Source organism: Candidatus Enterococcus testudinis (assembly GCF_002140915.1).
Classification (GTDB): domain Bacteria; phylum Bacillota; class Bacilli; order Lactobacillales; family Enterococcaceae; genus Enterococcus_D; species Enterococcus_D testudinis.
In genome coordinates this window covers 2178004-2195748 of record NZ_NGKU01000001.1, presented here as the reverse complement: position 1 = coordinate 2195748, position 17745 = coordinate 2178004, and the positions used below count along the sequence as shown (strand labels likewise).

Below are 17745 nucleotides of genomic sequence, written 5' to 3'. Positions count from 1 at the left end.
TCAGCTGTTCTTTTGTTTTTTCTTAATATCAAATTCTTTTTTTCGGATTTCATAGGCAAGAAATGTGATTATTGTTATAATGATAAAGATAAATTTTAAGAAATGGAAGAGGAGCGAATAGGATGTTGCGTTTTTTTCCACAAAAAGACAAGTATATCAAAGAAGCAGCCGAGCATCCCTTTGATGCGGCGCTGCCCGTACCGAAGCATATTGCGATCATTATGGATGGAAATGGCCGCTGGGCACAAAATCGACGTTTACCTCGAGTAGCAGGTCACAAAGAGGGCATGGAAACGGTCAAGAAAATCACGACACATGCCTCGCGATTGGGTGTCAATGTGTTGACTTTATATGCTTTTTCAACTGAAAACTGGAAACGGCCAAATGAAGAAGTCGATTATTTGATGCAGTTGCCCGTAGATTTTTTTGATACCTTTGTCCCTGAATTGATCAAAGAAAACGTCAAAGTACATGTCATGGGCTTTACTGAATCATTGCCAGTCCATACTCAGGAAGCCGTGCGTAACGCCATCGAACAAACCAAAGGCAACACAGGTATGGTCTTGAATTTTGCGTTGAATTATGGCAGTCGAGCTGAAATGCTGCAAGCTGTTCAGTCTCTCTACAAGGAAATCTCAGTAGAAAGTGAACAGCCAGAGATTACGGAAGAAATGATCGATCAGCATTTGATGACAGGTTTTTTACCTGCTGACCTGAGGGATCCTGAATTGGTCATCCGAACCAGTGGTGAAGAGCGAATCAGTAATTTCTTGTTGTGGCAGATTGCTTACAGCGAACTATTTTTTACCAAAGCGTTGTGGCCGGATTTTGATCCTGTATTGTTAGAGGATGCAATTGGCAGCTTTCAACAACGCAATCGACGTTTTGGCGGGTTGAAACCGAAGGAGGAAGAAGAGTGAGACAACGTGTGATCACTGCGGTCGTCGCATTGGCATTTTTTTTGCCAATCATTTATGTGGGCGGTATCGCAGTCGAATTGCTGGCTGCTTTGTTAGCCGGTATCGGCGTATTTGAATTATTCCGTATGAAAGGCTTGGCTGTATTTAGTTTTGAAGGGGTCTTATCGATCATTGGTGCAGTGATTTTGGTGTTGCCGCAAGACCGCTGGTTCCCTTTTTTGCCGGATGATACGGATAAGAGTGCTTTGTTTTATTTCGTCGTGTTACTGCTTTTGGGTATCGCAGTCATTTCGAAAAATACCTATACCTTTGATGAAGCTGGTTTTCCTGTCTTAGCAAGCTTGTATACTGGTGTTGGGTTTGAACGCTTTTTGACCGCCCGCTCTGCTACAGATGGTTTGGTTGTGCTGATATTCGGCTTGTTTGTAGTTTGGGCCACAGATATCGGGGCGTACGTGGCTGGTAGACGCTTTGGCAAGCGCAAGCTTTGGCCCGAGATTTCACCTAATAAGACGATCGAAGGTGCGCTAGGCGGTATCGCCTCAGCCGTTGTCGTTGCGGCCATTTATCTATTGGCTTTCCCCGGGAAGGACTATTTTGGCCATGGCACGTTGCTGATGATTTTGTTGACGATTGTATTTTCGATTGCAGGTCAATTTGGGGATCTGGTGGAATCAGCAATCAAGCGTCATTACGGTGTGAAAGATTCTGGACATATTTTACCAGGTCATGGCGGTATCCTTGATCGATTTGATAGTATGTTATTTGTCTTTCCAATCATGTATTTGTTCGGTGTTTTCTAAGCCAACAAGATGCAAGGAGTTCAGCAGTGCTGGACTTCTTTTTTTACATTCTTGTTACAAGGGGAATGTGAGTTTCTCTATACGTAGCGGTATGATAAAATAAGGAAAGGTTGCCTGATAGATAGGGAATCTGCGAAAGAGAGGAACCAACATGAAAACGATTTTGGTGTTTATTATCATATTTTCTGTGGTGGTTGTGATCCACGAGTTCGGCCACTATTTCTTTGCCAAGCGAGCGGGTATCCTTGTGCGGGAATTTGCAATCGGCATGGGGCCAAAATTATTTGCCCACCAAGCCAAAGATGGAACGACTTATACGATACGGATGTTGCCTTTGGGTGGCTATGTTCAAATGGCTGGTTGGGGTGAAGATGAAACAGAGATCACACCAGGTATGCCGGTATCTCTTGTACAAGACCCGACAGGGAAGGTTCTAAAAATCAATACGAGCAAAAAGATCCAATTGCAAGAAGCCATCCCTATGGAAGTCACTGCTTTTGATTTGGAAGACAAATTAACGATTTCCGGATATATCAACGGCGATGAACAAGAAGTAATCACCTATCCGGTGGATCATGATGCGTCGATCATTCATGAGGATGGCGTGGAAGTGCGCATAGCGCCTCTTGATGTTCAATTTCAATCAGCAAAGCTTTGGCAGCGTATGTTGACCAACTTTGCTGGACCAATGAACAACTTTATTTTGGCATTGGTCTTGTTTACTGGTCTTGTTTTTGCACAAGGCGGCGTTGTGAACCAAGATGCTACGATTGTTTCAGGCATCGAATCAGGTTCTGCAGCTGCGGATGCTGGATTAGAAGATGGGGATGAAATCTTGGCTATTAATGGCACAGAGGTCACGAACTGGTCTGAATTGACTACCCAGATCCAGAAATATCCGGACACGCAAATCACGTTAGACGTAAAGCGTGGGGATCAAACCTTAGATCTAACAGCGACACCGTCAAGCAGTACTTCTGGAAGTGAAACGATTGGTGTTTTGGGTGTAACGCCTTCGTTAAAAACGGGTATCGGCGCGATTTTGTCGGGTGGCCTACAGATGACAATGGACAATGGGCTAGCGATATTTAAAGCGGTGGGCAACCTAATCACGCAACCTGATCTGGATAAACTTGGCGGTCCGGTAGCCATTTTCCAATTGTCTTCGCAAGCTGCTTCTCAAGGTGTTTGGACGGTTATTGGGATGATGGCGATGATCTCCATCAACCTAGGTATTTTTAATTTATTGCCGATCCCAGGATTAGATGGCGGCAAACTGGTCCTAAATATCTTGGAAGGTTTGCGAGGCAAACCTATCAGTCAAGAAAAAGAAGGCATCATTACCTTGGTAGGGTTTGGTTTTTTGATGTTATTAATGGTTTTAGTTACATGGAATGATATTCAGCGTTTCTTCTTTTAACACGGGTTACAGCAATCAACATGTATCATTGATTCGGTAGAACACGAATTTTTGCAGTGAAGGAGAAAAAAATGAAACAGTCGAAACTGTTGATTCCAACATTACGAGAAACACCAAGTGATGCGGAAACACTTAGTCATCAGCTATTAGTTAGGGCAGGGTATATACGACAAGTTGCGTCAGGTATCTATGTATACCTACCATTGGCACAACGGGTATTAGAAAAAATCAAACAGGTCATTCGCGAAGAACTTGCCAAAATCGATGCCATCGAAATGGCGATGCCGGCACTCCTGCCTTTTGAACCTTGGTCGGTTTCAGGACGAGCAGCTCTTTATGGCAATGCCCTCTATCGCTTGGAAGATCGCAATGCACGCACCATGGTATTAGGACCGACTCATGAAGAACCGTTTACGGAATTAATCAAGAATGAAGTGACTTCTTACAAGAAATTGCCGCTGAATTTGTTTCAGATTCAAACCAAATACCGCGATGAGCAACGACCCCGGTTTGGCTTGATACGCAGCAGAGAATTTTTGATGCAAGATGGCTATTCGTTTCATGCAAATGAAGAAAGTTTAGATATCAGTTATCGTCAGTATGAAGCAGCCTATCATGCGATTTTTCGTCGATGCGGCGTCGATTATCGCGTTGTATTAGGAGATAATGGGGTAATAGGTGGCCATGATTCAAAAGAGTTTTTGGCACTGTCAGGCATTGGCGAAGAATTGCTTTGCTATTCTACTGAAAGTGATTATGTTGCGAACTGGAAATTAGCCACGAGTCTATATACAGCAAAAAAATCCCATGAAACGTTTTTGCCAGTAGACATCTTTGAGACAAATAGCGAGTGGTCGATCGATGAGGTGGCTAAAGCGGGTGAGTTTGGCATGACTAAAACGATACAATCTTACCTTTTCCTAGTTGATGGACAAATCGTGATGATTTTACTCAGAGGCGATCATACGATCAATGAAACCAAAGTCAAACTATTTTTGGGCGGAGCGCAAATTACGCCAATGTCAGTTGCGCAAGCCCAGTCTCGAATCGATGAAGCGGCACAGGTACGCAGTCCAATCGATTTGTCTGAGGGCATTAAGTTGTATGCCGATCAGCATGTACAAGATATGACCAATATGGTAGTAGCTGGCAATGATTCTGGCACCTACGTGCGCAATGCTAATGTTGGCCGTGATTTTCAACCGATTGCATTTGCTGATTTTCGTCTTGTGCAAGAAGGAGATCCTTCACCTGATGGGCAAGGTGTCTTGACCTTGACCCGCGGCATCGAAGTAGGACAAATTTTTAAGTTAGGCACGAAGTACAGTGATGCGCAGCAAGCCAAGATCGTTGATGAACAAGGGCAAGAGATTCCAGTACTGATGGGTTGTTACGGCATTGGGGTATCGCGCCTGCTTGCTACGATCGTTGAACAGCACGGCAGTGAAAACGGCATCGACTGGCCACAGGAGATTGCGCCCTTCGATGTGCATATCATTCAAACAGCCATTGATGATTCCTATCAAGAAGCGCTTTGCCAAGAAGTAGAAGCGATGATGAAACACGTGGGCTACGATGTACTGGTGGACGATCGCGATGAACGTGCCGGTGTGAAGTTCGCCGATGCTGATTTGATTGGCTGTCCGATTCGCTTGACCATCGGGAAAAAAGCGACGGATGGCATTGTTGAAATCAAGATCAAACATAGTGGCGCAACAGTCGAGGTGCGCAAAGATGAAGTCGCTTCGACCTTAGAGATATTAATGAGCAATCTTGAATAAGTACAATCAATACGTGATCGAGAGAGGGAATCCTTTCTCGATTTTTTAATGAAAGAAAGATAAAAAAGAGGTATACTAATGAGTACGGAGAAAAGGAGGATCTTCAATTGTCAAAAGAAAGAGAAACCTTTGAGATATTGTTAGAACAAATCAACGCTGCTGAAAATTTACGGCAGCATCCATTGATCCAAACAGCACAAATCAAGCAAGTGGTCGTACATCGCCAGTCTAAAGCATGGACGTTTCATATCCAGATGGACCAGATCATGCCAGTAATGGTCTATCAATCGTTCAAACAGCACCTTGAGCTAGCATTTAAGGAAATTGCCGAGGTCCGTTTGGTGATCCAAGCTGTAGATGGGGCATTCGATCAGCAGCTGATCCAAGAATACTGGCCGTTGGCATTAGCCAACCAAAACTGTGATCGACCATTGATCAATCAAGTGGTCAAGAGTCAGATGCCTATCGTTGAGGGGGCCAAGGTGATTCTACCTGTCAACAATGATGCAGTGATCACTATATTGCAGCAACAGTATTTACCGATCGTTGAAGACAATTATCAGGCATTTGGGTTCCAAAAGTTTCGTATTCAACCGAAACTGGATGAGGATCAAGCCAAAGAAGCGTTGGCGCAATTGGAAGCGCGAAAAGAAGAACAGACAGCAGCCTTCCAACTCCAAGCTGCCGAAAACTTGATTGCGCATGAACAACGCAAGAAAGAAGTCAAAACAGTTGATTTTGACGGACCAATCGCTTTGGGAAGAAATATTCCGACAGATGAGCCAATCACACCGATGATCAACATCATTGAAGAAGAACGCCGCGTGACGATCCAAGGGTATGTGTTTGATAAAGAAGTGCGAGAATTGCGTTCGAAACGCAAAATCTTGATTCTAAAAATCACCGATTATACCTCGTCTTTTAGTGTCAAAAAGTTCTCAAACAGTGAAAAAGACGAACAAGTCTTTGATGCAATTGCTAAAGGCAGTTGGGTCAAAGTACGGGGGAGTGTGCAAGAAGACACCTTTATGCGAGACTTGGTCATGAATGCGCAAGATCTGTTGGAAGTGAAACACGAAGCGCGTAAAGACTATGCGCCAGAAGGCGAAAAGCGAGTGGAATTACACTTGCATTCCAATATGAGTACAATGGATGCCACCAATAATGTCGCTGATTATGTAGCACAAGCGGGTAAATGGGGCCATCGCGCAATTGCAATCACCGATCATGCGGGTGCGCAAGGATTTCCCGATGCCCATCATGCCGGTGAAAAAGCCGGTGTCAAAATCTTGTACGGTATTGAAGCCAACATTGTAGATGATGGGGTGGCTGTTGCTTATAACCCTAAACCGATTCCTTTGACGGATGCCACCTATATCGTATTTGACGTGGAAACCACAGGGCTGTCCGCTGTCTATGATACTATCATTGAGCTAGCTGCCGTGCGGATGCACAAAGGCAACGTTGAAGGCTCATTTGATGAGTTTATCGATCCAGGACATCCACTGTCACGTACCACCGTTGAACTGACAGGTATCACCGATGAAATGGTACGTGGATCGAAATCAGAAGAGGAAGTATTGCGTTTATTCCGTGAATTTTCTGAAGGGGCGATTTTGGTTGCCCATAATGCCTCGTTTGATATGGGATTTTTGAACACCAGTTATCGCAAATATGGTATTCCAGAAGCGGAAAACCCCGTGATCGATACGTTAGAATTAGCCAGATATCTCTATCCGCAATTCAAACGGTTTGGTCTAGGTGTCTTGTCTAAGAAATTCGGCGTTAATTTGGAACAACATCACCGGGCGATTTTCGATGCGGAAGCAACGGGGCATCTTGCTTGGATTTTTGTGAAAGAAGCGATGGAAAATCATGAGATGTTTTTGCATGAAGATTTAAACCGGCATGTCGGCGGTGAGAACTCATTCAAAGCAGCCCGTCCTTTCCATGCGACGATTTTGGCCAAGACACAAGCTGGCTTAAAGAATTTGTTCAAATTGATCTCTATGTCCAATATCAAGTATTATCATGACAAAGTGCCTAGGATCCCCCGATCTGAATTGGTCAAATTACGGGAAGGTCTATTGGTGGGGACTGCATGTGACAAAGGCGAAGTCTTTGTGGCGATGATGCAAAAAGGGGTCGATGCGGCCCGTGAGTTAGCGAAGTTCTACGACTATATCGAAGTCATGCCCAAAGAAGTCTATGCACATTTGCTCGAAACCGAATTGGTCAAGAGCGAGTCTGACCTGGAAGAAATCATTCGTAATTTGGTCCAAATGGGTGAAGACCTTGGCAAGATCGTTGTTGCTACTGGGAATGTCCATTATTTGAACGAAGAAGATGCGATTTATCGAAAAATATTAATCAATTCGATGGGTGGCGCCAACCCGTTAAACCGCCATAGTTTGCCTGCTGTCCATTTTCGGACGACCGATGAAATGTTGACCGCCTTTCAATTTCTAGGCCCTGAGATGGCAAAAGAGATCGTTGTGACGAATCCGAATAAGATCGTTGACCTTTGCGAAAAAGTGATTCCCGTCAAAGATGATCTATATACACCAAAAATTCCCGGATCAGAACAAGAAATCACTGATTTGAGTTACAATCGTGCCAGAGAATTATATGGGAATCCGTTACCGGAAATCGTTGAGAAGCGATTGAAGAAAGAACTAGATTCAATTATCGGCAATGGGTTTTCGGTAATTTACTTGATTTCGCAAAAACTGGTGCACAAAAGCAATGAAGATGGCTATTTGGTTGGTTCTCGGGGATCGGTCGGTTCAAGTTTTGTCGCTACCATGACTGGGATCACAGAGGTCAATCCATTGGCACCGCATTACTATTGTCCAGATTGCCAATATTCCGAGTTCTATGAAGATGGTTCCTATGGGTCAGGGTATGACATGCCGGAGAAGAAGTGTCCGAAATGCGGCACGCGCTTGAACAAAGATGGGCATGATATTCCTTTCGAAACCTTCTTAGGGTTCCATGGAGACAAAGTACCCGATATCGACTTGAACTTTTCTGGGGAATACCAGCCAGAAGCCCATAATTATACGAAGGTATTGTTTGGAGAAGACTATGTATTTCGGGCAGGAACGATCGGTACTGTTGCGGATAAAACAGCTTTTGGTTTCGTGAAAGGCTTTGAACGGGATCATAATCTTCATTATCGGGCAGCTGAAGTCGATCGCCTAGCCAAAGGTGCAACCGGGGTCAAACGGACGACTGGTCAGCATCCAGGGGGAATCATCGTTATCCCCGATTATATGGATGTTTATGATTTTACACCAATCCAATTTCCAGCAGATGATTTGAATGCAGAATGGAAAACGACCCACTTTGATTTCCATTCGATCCATGACAATATTTTGAAGTTGGATATTCTAGGACATGATGATCCTACCGTCATTCGGATGCTGCAAGACTTATCAGGAATCGAACCCAAAACGATTCCGACAGATGATCCAGAAGTGATGCGGATATTCGGCGGTACGGATGTTTTAGGAGTGACGGAAGAACAGATATACTCTAAAACCGGTACACTAGGTATTCCAGAATTTGGGACCCGTTTTGTACGAGGGATGCTTGATCAAACGCACCCATCAACCTTTGCAGAATTGCTGCAAATTTCAGGGCTTTCTCACGGGACAGATGTTTGGCTAGGGAATGCCGAAGAATTGATTCGTCGGGGAGATGCCAGCTTAGCTGAAGTGATCGGCTGTCGGGATGACATCATGGTATATTTGATCCATGCGGGACTCGATGACGGTATGGCTTTCAAAATCATGGAAACCGTGCGTAAAGGTTTATGGAACAAAATTCCAGATGAATTGAGAGATACGTATTTGCAAGCGATGCGAGAAAACAATGTGCCTGAATGGTATATCGATTCTTGTTCGAAAATCAAATACATGTTCCCGAAAGCCCATGCGGCAGCGTATGTGTTGATGGCCTTGCGGGTAGCGTACTTTAAAGTCTATTTCCCAATCCTCTATTATTGTGCCTATTTCTCGGTTCGTGCGGATGACTTTGATCTGATTGCAATGTCTAAAGGCAAAGAAGCCGTCAAAGAACGGATGCAAGAAATCAACGACAAGGGAATGGACGCTTCAACAAAAGAAAAGAACTTGCTCACTGTCTTGGAGCTATGTAATGAAATGCTGGAACGGGGCTATGAATTCGGCATGATCGATCTATATAAATCTGATGCCGAAAACTTCGTGATCGATGGCAACAAACTGATCGCGCCATTACGGGCAGTGCCAAGTTTGGGACTGAATGTGGCCAAACAAATCGTTGAAGCCCGCAAAGATGGCCCATTCTTGTCGAAAGAAGATTTAGCCAATCGCGGCAAAGTATCGAAGACATTGATTGAATATATGACAGACAACGGTGTATTGAAAGACCTACCTGATGAGAATCAGTTGTCGCTGTTTGATATGTTGTGAGGGTACACAAAATAGTAAATCAAATGTAAATTACCAATAAAAAAACGTTTATCATATTCATGAGAAAAGCTTTATGCGCTCATGATGATAAACGTTTTTTAGTATGCATTCAAAACATCAACAATAACAAAACCGGTATATACACCATATACAACAAAACAGAATAGCCCAATGCAGTGGTGGCAAACTCTTCATCGCCCTGATAATTACGGACTAAGATCGGCACGGAATTTTGCACAGGCATGGAGGCTTGGATGACGAACACTTGCAACATCAATTCGGGTATGTTGATCAGATAGCCCAGTCCGAAAACAATCAGTGGAGAGAGGATAAAGCGGCCAAAAAGAATACCCGCAATATCCTTGGTCATCTTCAAGTTTTTCAATCCGCCAAAATATACGATGATGCCGATGATAAACATCGATAAAGGGGTGGTTAAATCTGCCAAATAACTTCCAAGACTGTCAATAAAATGAGGTAAAGGAATCGCCAGCAACATCCAGATCAAGCCGATAATGAAACCAATCAAGGCAGGTGAAAAAACTTTTTTTATAACGACGAGGGGATGAAAGGATACCTTCGCCTCATCGAAATGCGGGCTGTCTTTTGCCAATTCAAAGATACCGATGGTCCAAAATAACGTTGTATTGACGATATAATAGAGCAAAACATACGGAACAGCTTTCTCGCCGAAAATGGCTAAATTGATAGGCAAACCGATGAAAATCGTATTCGAGAACGTAAACATAGAGGAAAATGCGCCTTGATGCTTTTTCTCAACATGAAAGACACGGCGCCAAAGATGACCAACCATATAGGTGATCAGCATCGAGAACAAAGGAATGACCATGCCGGAAACCAAGGATAGAAATTCCTCTTTGGTAAAGTTTTTGATAATCGTCAAAAACATATTGGCTGGCAATGTTAGATTCAAGACCAGCTTGGAAAATGTATCGGCGGTTCGATTTGAAAACCATTGCTTATATGAAAGTAAATAACCGATGAACATCAGACTAAAAATCACAAAAATATTGATATATGCATCAAACATGTACTCACCTCATATTCACTATAACGAATGCAAATAGAACTTGCAATCTTCTCTAGGTGAATTGCAACAATTTTCTGATGAATGTGGATAGAAAAAAACCAAATCAGCAAGTGATTTGGTTTTTTTGATTATTTGCGTTGCTGTTTGCCAGCGTTGCGTCCTGAGCCATTTTGTTTGCTAGAATTGAGTGCTTTCTTGTCAGCAGGGGCCGCTTTTTCTGGTGTTACATCTTTGCGAGGTGTCACAACTGTTTTAGGCGGATTGGCTTTCATTTCAGCTTCCACTTGCGCTTTGATTTTTGGTTTCATGATGACATTTGTAATAAATGTTTGGATACAACTGAAGACCCCACCAACAACCCAGTACAAGGTTACGCCAGCTGGTGCACTCATGGACATGAAGACGATCATCAAAGGAGAGACGATCAGCATCGTTTTCATGGTTTTCTTTTGTTCTTCTGGAATCCCAATTGTTGATATATAGCCCTGAGCAAGATAGGCTATCCCAGCAATAGCCACAAAGATGATACTTGGTTCTCCTAAAGAAAAACCAAAGAATTCAGAGTTTTGGATACCTTGGGTGTAACGAGCAGTGAAATATAAAGCTGAAAAGATTGGCATTTGAATCAGCAATGGCAAACAACCGATGCCGCCGAACATACTTACGTTGTTTTCAGAGTAGATTTTTTGCATGTCAGCTTGCGCTTGCATTTGTTCTTCTCTTGTCGTCGCTTTTTTCAAATTGGCTTGGGCAACATCCACTTGTGGTTTTAAAAACTGCATTTTTTCACTTTGGATCATCGTTTTACGTGATTGGTTGATACCTAGTGGTAAAATAATCACCCGCACAATGATCGTTACAGCGATGATCGCCCATCCATAGGACCAGTTAAAATTCTCAACCAGCATCGTGATCATACTACCAAGTGGTTTGACCAAGAAGCGATAGATCATGCCGGATTCTTTAGGCGTCCCATCAGCATTCGTACTTACACAACCGGATAAAGTCAATAAGAGACCAAATAATCCAGATGTAAGGAACCATTTATTCATTTTAGACATTTTTTTCTTCCTCTTCACAATAAATTTAGACAAAAATAACTATACTAAAAAAGACCGACTATTTCAATGTACAAAGCGAAATTCATTGAAAAGTCAATCTTTTTTGATGTAAAGGTCAACTATATACGACGTCAAATGTATCCCTTGTCTCAATACTAGGGTCCTCATTGATTGTGGTATCATTTACTTTTCCGACAGGAGAAGGAGAACCTTTGACACCTTCGATAAATTGCGCCATCACCTGTGGTTCACCGATAGCTTCGATCGTCACGGTGCCATCTGATTCATTCTTGACCGTACCAGTAATACCCAGCTGATCCGCCAGCATCTTGGTGGTGTAGCGGAAACCAACGCCTTGGACACGTCCGTTGACAGTGATGCGTACTTTTTTCATTCGGCAACCTCCTTTGTTCTATATCCATGATAGCGTTTTTTTGGGAAAAGAACAAGTTTCACTGATTGAGTCATGCTATAATGAATCGAGGTGAAAGCCATGAATGAGATTCAGTCAAAAAAGAATACACTGATCAAAGAAACAAAAAAGTTAAGTCAAAAAAAGTATCGCCAGCAAAATCAACAATATCTGATCGATGGCTGGCATTTGGTTCAAGAAGCAATCAAAGCAAAAGCAGACATTCAAACGATTTTTGTTACGCCCCATGGGTATGAGGAATACCGTGAACGTCTTGACACAGTCAATGCTGCTATCTATCTGATCACGGATGAGATTGCTGCGTATTTATCTGAATTGCCTACTCCGCAAGGCATTTTTGCAGTGGTCGCAAAAAATGATCAGTTGCCTAAGCAATTAAAAGGGAACTGGCTGATTTTAGACAACGTACAAGATCCGGGAAACGTTGGTACGATGATTCGGACGGCTGATGCGGCTGGATTTGCCGGTGTTTTCTTGGGTACTGGGACGGCAGATCTGTATAGTACAAAGGTGTTAAGAAGTATGCAAGGCAGCAATTTCCATTTACCAATCGTTGAGGGTGCGATTCCTGATTTTATCGCTGCTTTACGTGCAGAAGAAGTGATGATTTATGGTACTGAGTTGAATAAAGATGCCCTTGCGTATACGGATATCAAACATTATCCCGCAGCATTCATTTTAGGTAATGAGGGACAAGGTGTGCAAAAAGAACTTTTGGCATTGACCGATCACAATGTATATATTCCTATTTATGGTGAGGCAGAATCACTGAATGTAGCGATTGCGGCAGGCATCTTGATGTATCATGCTGCGAGGTAGATCATTAAGGAACTGTTAAACTATGTCTAGATGATCGGCACAACCTAGAAAATCCCATTCATTGGTGCTATACTTTACTTTGTAACAATCAAGCAGATCAAAAAAGGTGGCAGAAAAGAATCTATGACAGATAAATGGCAAGAAGATAGCGAATATATGTCTTACATAGCGGACCTGTTAGAAACAGACGCTGTGAAAAAATTAGCCAACTTTGTGCAGCATATGAATTCCACTCGTTTGGAGCATTCGATCAGCGTTTCATATTACAGTTACAAATTGGCCAAAAAATGGGGTGGGGATGCCCGTGCAACAGCTCGTGCAGGACTTCTTCATGATTTGTTTTATTATGATTGGCGGACAACGAAGTTTGATGAAGGCACGCATGCTTATATGCATCCGCGGATCGCAGTAAAAAATGCCGAAAAAATCACTGAATTAAGCGATCTTGAAAGAGATATTATTTTGAAGCATATGTGGGGAGCAACGATTGCACCACCACGATACAAAGAAAGCTATATCGTTACAATGGTGGACAAATATTGTGCCATTAAAGAAGCTTCAGAGCCATTAACAGATGGCCTGAAAGAAAAATGGGCGCAACGTTTTTGGAAAAGACAACGTACGATCCATTGATCGGACCACAAAAAGACTAGTAGAAGGGCACCCCCCTCAGCTAGTCTTTTTTTCTATGTGAAATACATTTGTAGTAAAGCGGCTATGACATAAAAGAGCACAATTCCGGATAAGACAACGATATGTCGCTTTTTGTGCATGAATAATATGGCGACAAATTCACGCAAGAATGCATTTGGCAAGTAATACAAAGCGGTCCGCGCACCAATCCCGTCTGCGTTGACGCCAGCCTGATCCGCATACAATCCAGCGCGGAAAATATGATAATTGTTGGAGCTGAAGATTGCTTTATAGCCTTGCGGTTTCAATGCATCCATGACTTCTTTAGAAAACTGCATATTTTCAAGAGTGGTCGTTGAATTGGCTTCTACCAAAACTTCGCCGTCAGGAATCCCATTGCTGACAGCATATTCTTTCATTGCAATTGCTTCGGGCACTTTTTCATCACTGCCTTGTCCGCCAGACATCAACAATCGTGGTGCCTGTTTTTTGGCTTTGAATTGCAAGTGATAAAAGTCGATGGCTTTGTTGATTCTTTGTGCCAATAACGGTGAGACAGTTTCCCCATTCAGTAAGCCTGCCCCCAAAACGATAATGAAATCTTGATCGTATCGTGGATGGTTGAATTGATAGAGAATAGACACCGATAGAAAGTTCAAGAACACGATAAACAGATACAGCAAACTAACCGGTGCAATCCCGAAAAGTACCTGAACCCATTGTGGGAAAGGATGGAGCAAGACATCTGAGAATAAGAAAATCGTTAAGACGATCGCCAAGAGCAATGTCAGCAGATTCGCGATAGAATGCGACTCACGACGAAACACCACCAATGAATTCCAATAGAGAAAGATAACCAGTGTCACCAAACCAAACAACAATACTGCCAAAAAGATAGCCAGTAATACAGCCAGCAATCCACCCACAAGTATGTCTTCGGTACGGAATAGATTGATAATCAAGTACCCACCAAACGAGAGGATAAACACATTGAATAATAAGCCATTGATCAATCGATGTTTGTTTCTGCGATACGAAACCAAGAATAGACTCCCTAATAAAATTGGAATCAGAATATAAAAGCTGCCCGTTCGAAGTTCTAAAACTGCTAAATAAATCAATAATGCGAAAATCGTCCAGCAACTTTCAAAGAAAAAAATATCGGGGTCGTCTTTTTGCTTGCGGTATTTGTAGACCCCAAACGCACCCAACAAATAAATAATGCTAAAAATCAGCGATGGTACAAAAGCCATAAGATTCACTCCTTCAACAATACCCTTAGTATACCAAATTTATCGAAAAATGAGTGAATATGAGGTCAAAGTTGCTCAATTTCAACCGATTCGCTAAAATGAAGAAAAGAAGGAGGATGGATCATGGAATTAGGTGAAGTCATTCGCGTGGATGTACCAGCATTTTATGTGATAGGTAAAGAAGGCAATGGGTTAGCAGAAGAAGGCGGTTCTTGGGTACCGGCACTTTGGGAACTTGCTACCAAAGATTTTCAAGAAATAGAATTTCTAGTCAGTGATCAAGAAGCCAAAGATTTGGAGTTCTGGGGATTGATGAGTGATGGGGATAGATGGTTAGAGCCATGGCAAGAAACTGGGCGTTATTTGGCAGGTGTCAAAGTCCTGACGGAGAACTTTCCGCCAGTCGGCTGGGTTCGCTGGGAAATGCCTGCGATGTCTTATTTGGCCATCAAAACCGATGAGCGAAATTTAAGTATGATGACTGAAAAAATGCTTTCAGAAGTATTGCCGGAAAACAAAGTCCGTTTAGCAGCTGCGATTCAAGAAAGATATCTTCCCCATTTCAAAGACGGCGAAGTTGAATTGTTTTTCCCAATCGAGCCAGAAGACATTCCGCAAGTATAAGCATAGCAAAAACGCATCGACCCAAGACGATATACATCGTTCAAGAGTGATGCGTTTTTTTAGAATAATTGAGAAAAGAATGATGTCACACCACGCCACGTACGGACAAATATATTGGCTTTTTCAACAGCTGCTGTCGTGACCAGAGAACTTGAAGTCGTGCTGCTGTCATCCACATACCCTAGCGTGTCGGCAGGAATCGACGCTGTAACAGTCCCGATTTCGGTATCTTGATTGACAGGGGCTTGCAAGGCAGAATCAACAAATTGATCATTGTAATCGATCGTTGTCGTATAAGCTGTTGCATCCATATCTTTACGCACCCATAATGTCAAGCTGTCTTTGATGGCAACCGGGACAGTCAATTCTTTCCCGTCTTTGACCGCAACCGTTTTTGTATCGGATAGTTCAGCATTTGCCGGTAATACTTCTACCTGTTCCCAAGCATCGAAAGAATAATCCATGAGTTTTCCAGTTTCAATAAAGCGGACACTTGGATTTTCTGCATGACCGTTGACATTGAGGACAACAGTGATAATGCGTTGACCGTCTTTGACAGCTGTACCGACAAAACAAGCGCCAGCTAAGTCAGTTGTACCGGTTTTGAGTCCATCCACACCATCTTTTGCGTTGGTAAAGCCTGGCAACATCCAGTTCCAATTGACCATTTCCACTGGAGAATAAGAGCCTTCGCCAAATGTTTGGGTCGTTGTACTGGTGATTTCCAAGACATCTGGAAAATCTTGCAGCAAATGGCGTGCCACAATAGCAACATCTTTGGCGGATAATTCATTTTCATCCGTTGAGGTCGAGCCAGGATAAATATTGTCACCCAGATAGGCATTATTCAAACCAGAGGCATTGACCAACTTGGCATCATCGATCCCCCATGAGCTGACTTTTTCTTTCATTAAATCAACAAAGTCACTTTCTGAACCAGCAATTTTTTCAGCCAGTGCGACAATTGCTGCATTTGCTGATTGAATGTAACTGGCATCATACAAATCTTTCACAGTATAGGTGACATCTTGATGCAGCGGCACATTTGATAAATCTGGTGTCACGCTTAGGTCGGCAGCGTACTGTGAAATAGCGACAGTATCATCCCAGGCAAGGTTGCCTTGTTCAACTTGTTCTGCAACGAGATAGAGGCTGATGATCTTAGTGATGGATGCGATGCCCATTGCCGTATCGCCATCTTGATCATATAAAATTTTTCCCGTATCAAAATCTAATGAAAAAGCAGCTTTGGCATCCACAGAGAAATCTTGTATTTCTTCAGTGGTCATAGCAGTATCATCGGCATAAGACACGATGGGTAATCCAATTGCAACAAACAACATCATGCAAGCTGCAATGAGAGAATACCCAAGTTTGTTCATTTTTGGCATAGTGGTATATAGCTCCTTTAGTCTGTATCTAAAAAAAAAGTTTATCAAAGAGTCGCGATGGTTGCAATACTATCGTAACAAACTTAGTAAGAATATTGTAATTAGGTCTTGTTTGTACCTTAGCCAATCTAGCGTATACACCCAAACTTAACCGAAGCTTAAAGCAGCAAACACAAAAAAACCTTTCTTATAAAGAAAGGTCGTTCTACATGCATCTATCAATCATGGTATCCATTAGCGGTTTGGATACTGTCTTCGATCGTCTTCATTTTGGATTCTAACGGGAACTTTCACCGGTTTGGCCTCTTGTGCCATCAATAGACGTGCCATAAAGAATGTGCCTGCTAATAACGCTGCTAAAGCAAAAATGGAGAAGAGTGAAATAAATGTGGCTAACATAGAAATCCCTTCTTTCTGTTTTTAGTAATGTGGAAGGTAGGAGTCGAACCTACACCTTAAATTCTGAACGATCAAACATCACTCAACGGAACACCTTGTTCAACCACTTGATATAGTTATCATAGCATGAACCCAGTAGAAATGCTGGGAAAAAGTCTGAGTATTCACGGAAGAAATTGTGAAGAAAAAATGAAGAGCTCATGCACATTTCTTAAGGGAATAATGGGTATCTTCTGCCTCATCATAAAGTGTGATCACAGCGCCCTTTTGTTCAAAAACCAAATGGTAACCAAAGGAATCTAACAACACAAGGCGCGTTGGCGATAATTCAACAATCGTGGTAGGAATCGTTTTTTCTTCTATGGATAAGGTATAATCGGCCCCAATCTCAACTATGATCGGTTCTTTCATTTTAGAAGTAAATTGCCATTTGCCAATGAAGTTTTGTCGAATCTCATGTTTTTGTTTTTCTTTTCTTAACAGGAGGGAGCTGACAAAACCTGTCGCCAATGATAAGCCAATCAATAAGGATTTCTTTTTCACACATTCACGTCCTATCTAAATTCCTTTCGCTAGCCAATCAAAAAATTGGCCAATGAAGTGGTAAAATTGTTGAAACTAGTATACCATGAGGAAGTAAAAAAACATGGTACTTTAGTTTGAACTTTAGAAGTTTTTAGAAAACTATGCTATGATACAA

Annotated in this window: 15 protein-coding genes; 8 read left to right on the top strand and 7 right to left on the bottom strand. The window is 42.5% G+C overall.

The features are described from left to right. Positions 1-122: 122 nt before the first annotated feature. From uppS to A5886_RS10465, 5 genes are all read left to right on the top strand, one after another. Positions 123-920 (top strand): undecaprenyl pyrophosphate synthase, encoded by a 798-nt coding sequence (gene uppS / locus A5886_RS10485; RefSeq protein WP_086275090.1) that lies wholly within the window; start codon positions 123-125, stop codon positions 918-920. Next, complete coding sequence (locus A5886_RS10480; protein WP_086275089.1) at positions 917-1723, top strand: phosphatidate cytidylyltransferase; 807 nt, start codon at positions 917-919, stop codon at positions 1721-1723. The genes uppS and A5886_RS10480 overlap by 4 nt, the downstream gene beginning before the upstream one ends. 151 nt (positions 1724-1874) lie before the next feature. Then, positions 1875-3143, top strand: a complete 1269-nt coding sequence (gene rseP / locus A5886_RS10475; RefSeq protein WP_086275088.1) for an RIP metalloprotease RseP — start codon at positions 1875-1877, stop codon at positions 3141-3143. A 71-nt stretch (positions 3144-3214) separates the two neighbouring features. Then, on the top strand, positions 3215-4924 hold the full coding sequence (locus A5886_RS10470) for a proline--tRNA ligase (protein WP_086275087.1): 1710 nt from the start codon (positions 3215-3217) through the stop codon (positions 4922-4924). A 107-nt stretch (positions 4925-5031) separates the two neighbouring features. Continuing rightward, positions 5032-9381, top strand: coding sequence for a PolC-type DNA polymerase III (locus A5886_RS10465; protein ID WP_086275086.1), 4350 nt, complete (start codon positions 5032-5034; stop codon positions 9379-9381). Between the two features lie 109 nt (positions 9382-9490). On the opposite strand, the gene A5886_RS10460 is transcribed toward A5886_RS10465, so the two are convergent. The 3 genes from A5886_RS10460 to A5886_RS10450 form a co-directional block, all read right to left on the bottom strand. After that, positions 9491-10432: an AEC family transporter gene (locus tag A5886_RS10460; protein ID WP_086275085.1), complete on the bottom strand. Its 942-nt coding sequence runs from the start codon at positions 10430-10432 to the stop codon at positions 9491-9493. A gap of 128 nt (positions 10433-10560) precedes the next feature. Further along, on the bottom strand, positions 10561-11493 hold the full coding sequence (gene yidC / locus A5886_RS10455) for a membrane protein insertase YidC (RefSeq protein ID WP_086275084.1): 933 nt from the start codon (positions 11491-11493) through the stop codon (positions 10561-10563). A 115-nt stretch (positions 11494-11608) separates the two neighbouring features. Beyond that, positions 11609-11887, bottom strand: coding sequence for an acylphosphatase (locus A5886_RS10450; RefSeq protein WP_086275083.1), 279 nt, complete (start codon positions 11885-11887; stop codon positions 11609-11611). A gap of 99 nt (positions 11888-11986) precedes the next feature. Here A5886_RS10450 and A5886_RS10445 point away from each other — a divergent pair, with 99 nt between their 5' ends. After that, complete coding sequence (locus A5886_RS10445) at positions 11987-12745, top strand: TrmH family RNA methyltransferase (RefSeq protein ID WP_086275082.1); 759 nt, start codon at positions 11987-11989, stop codon at positions 12743-12745. Positions 12746-12868: 123 nt separating this feature from the next. After that, positions 12869-13378: an HD domain-containing protein gene (locus A5886_RS10440; protein WP_086275081.1), complete on the top strand. Its 510-nt coding sequence runs from the start codon at positions 12869-12871 to the stop codon at positions 13376-13378. A gap of 53 nt (positions 13379-13431) precedes the next feature. Here A5886_RS10440 and A5886_RS10435 read toward each other — a convergent pair whose 3' ends face one another. Beyond that, the gene (locus A5886_RS10435; protein ID WP_086275080.1) at positions 13432-14631 is read right to left on the bottom strand and encodes a YdcF family protein; all 1200 of its coding nucleotides are present in this window, start codon (positions 14629-14631) and stop codon (positions 13432-13434) included. A gap of 123 nt (positions 14632-14754) precedes the next feature. Between A5886_RS10435 and A5886_RS10430 the strand changes: the two genes are divergently transcribed. Beyond that, positions 14755-15255 (top strand): GyrI-like domain-containing protein, encoded by a 501-nt coding sequence (locus tag A5886_RS10430; protein WP_086275079.1) that lies wholly within the window; start codon positions 14755-14757, stop codon positions 15253-15255. A 59-nt stretch (positions 15256-15314) separates the two neighbouring features. Here A5886_RS10430 and A5886_RS10425 read toward each other — a convergent pair whose 3' ends face one another. From A5886_RS10425 to A5886_RS10420, 3 genes are all read right to left on the bottom strand, one after another. After that, positions 15315-16646 (bottom strand): serine hydrolase, encoded by a 1332-nt coding sequence (locus tag A5886_RS10425; RefSeq protein WP_086275078.1) that lies wholly within the window; start codon positions 16644-16646, stop codon positions 15315-15317. A gap of 234 nt (positions 16647-16880) precedes the next feature. Continuing rightward, positions 16881-17045: a hypothetical protein gene (locus tag A5886_RS15870; protein WP_179190025.1), complete on the bottom strand. Its 165-nt coding sequence runs from the start codon at positions 17043-17045 to the stop codon at positions 16881-16883. 198 nt (positions 17046-17243) lie between these two features. Then, positions 17244-17588, bottom strand: coding sequence for a DUF4828 domain-containing protein (locus A5886_RS10420; RefSeq protein ID WP_086275077.1), 345 nt, complete (start codon positions 17586-17588; stop codon positions 17244-17246). Between the last annotated feature and the right edge of the window lie 157 nt (positions 17589-17745).

Coding starts and splice junctions, on each gene's coding strand:
- uppS (WP_086275090.1), top strand. CDS start 123: ATGTTGCGTTTTTTTCCACAAAAAGACAAGTATATCAAAGAAGCAGCC.
- rseP (WP_086275088.1), top strand. CDS start 1,875: ATGAAAACGATTTTGGTGTTTATTATCATATTTTCTGTGGTGGTTGTG.
- A5886_RS10470 (WP_086275087.1), top strand. CDS start 3,215: ATGAAACAGTCGAAACTGTTGATTCCAACATTACGAGAAACACCAAGT.
- A5886_RS10460 (WP_086275085.1), bottom strand. CDS start 10,432: ATGTTTGATGCATATATCAATATTTTTGTGATTTTTAGTCTGATGTTC.
- yidC (WP_086275084.1), bottom strand. CDS start 11,493: ATGTCTAAAATGAATAAATGGTTCCTTACATCTGGATTATTTGGTCTC.
- A5886_RS10450 (WP_086275083.1), bottom strand. CDS start 11,887: ATGAAAAAAGTACGCATCACTGTCAACGGACGTGTCCAAGGCGTTGGT.
- A5886_RS10445 (WP_086275082.1), top strand. CDS start 11,987: ATGAATGAGATTCAGTCAAAAAAGAATACACTGATCAAAGAAACAAAA.
- A5886_RS10440 (WP_086275081.1), top strand. CDS start 12,869: ATGACAGATAAATGGCAAGAAGATAGCGAATATATGTCTTACATAGCG.
- A5886_RS10435 (WP_086275080.1), bottom strand. CDS start 14,631: ATGGCTTTTGTACCATCGCTGATTTTTAGCATTATTTATTTGTTGGGT.
- A5886_RS10430 (WP_086275079.1), top strand. CDS start 14,755: ATGGAATTAGGTGAAGTCATTCGCGTGGATGTACCAGCATTTTATGTG.
- A5886_RS10425 (WP_086275078.1), bottom strand. CDS start 16,646: ATGCCAAAAATGAACAAACTTGGGTATTCTCTCATTGCAGCTTGCATG.
- A5886_RS15870 (WP_179190025.1), bottom strand. CDS start 17,045: ATGTTAGCCACATTTATTTCACTCTTCTCCATTTTTGCTTTAGCAGCG.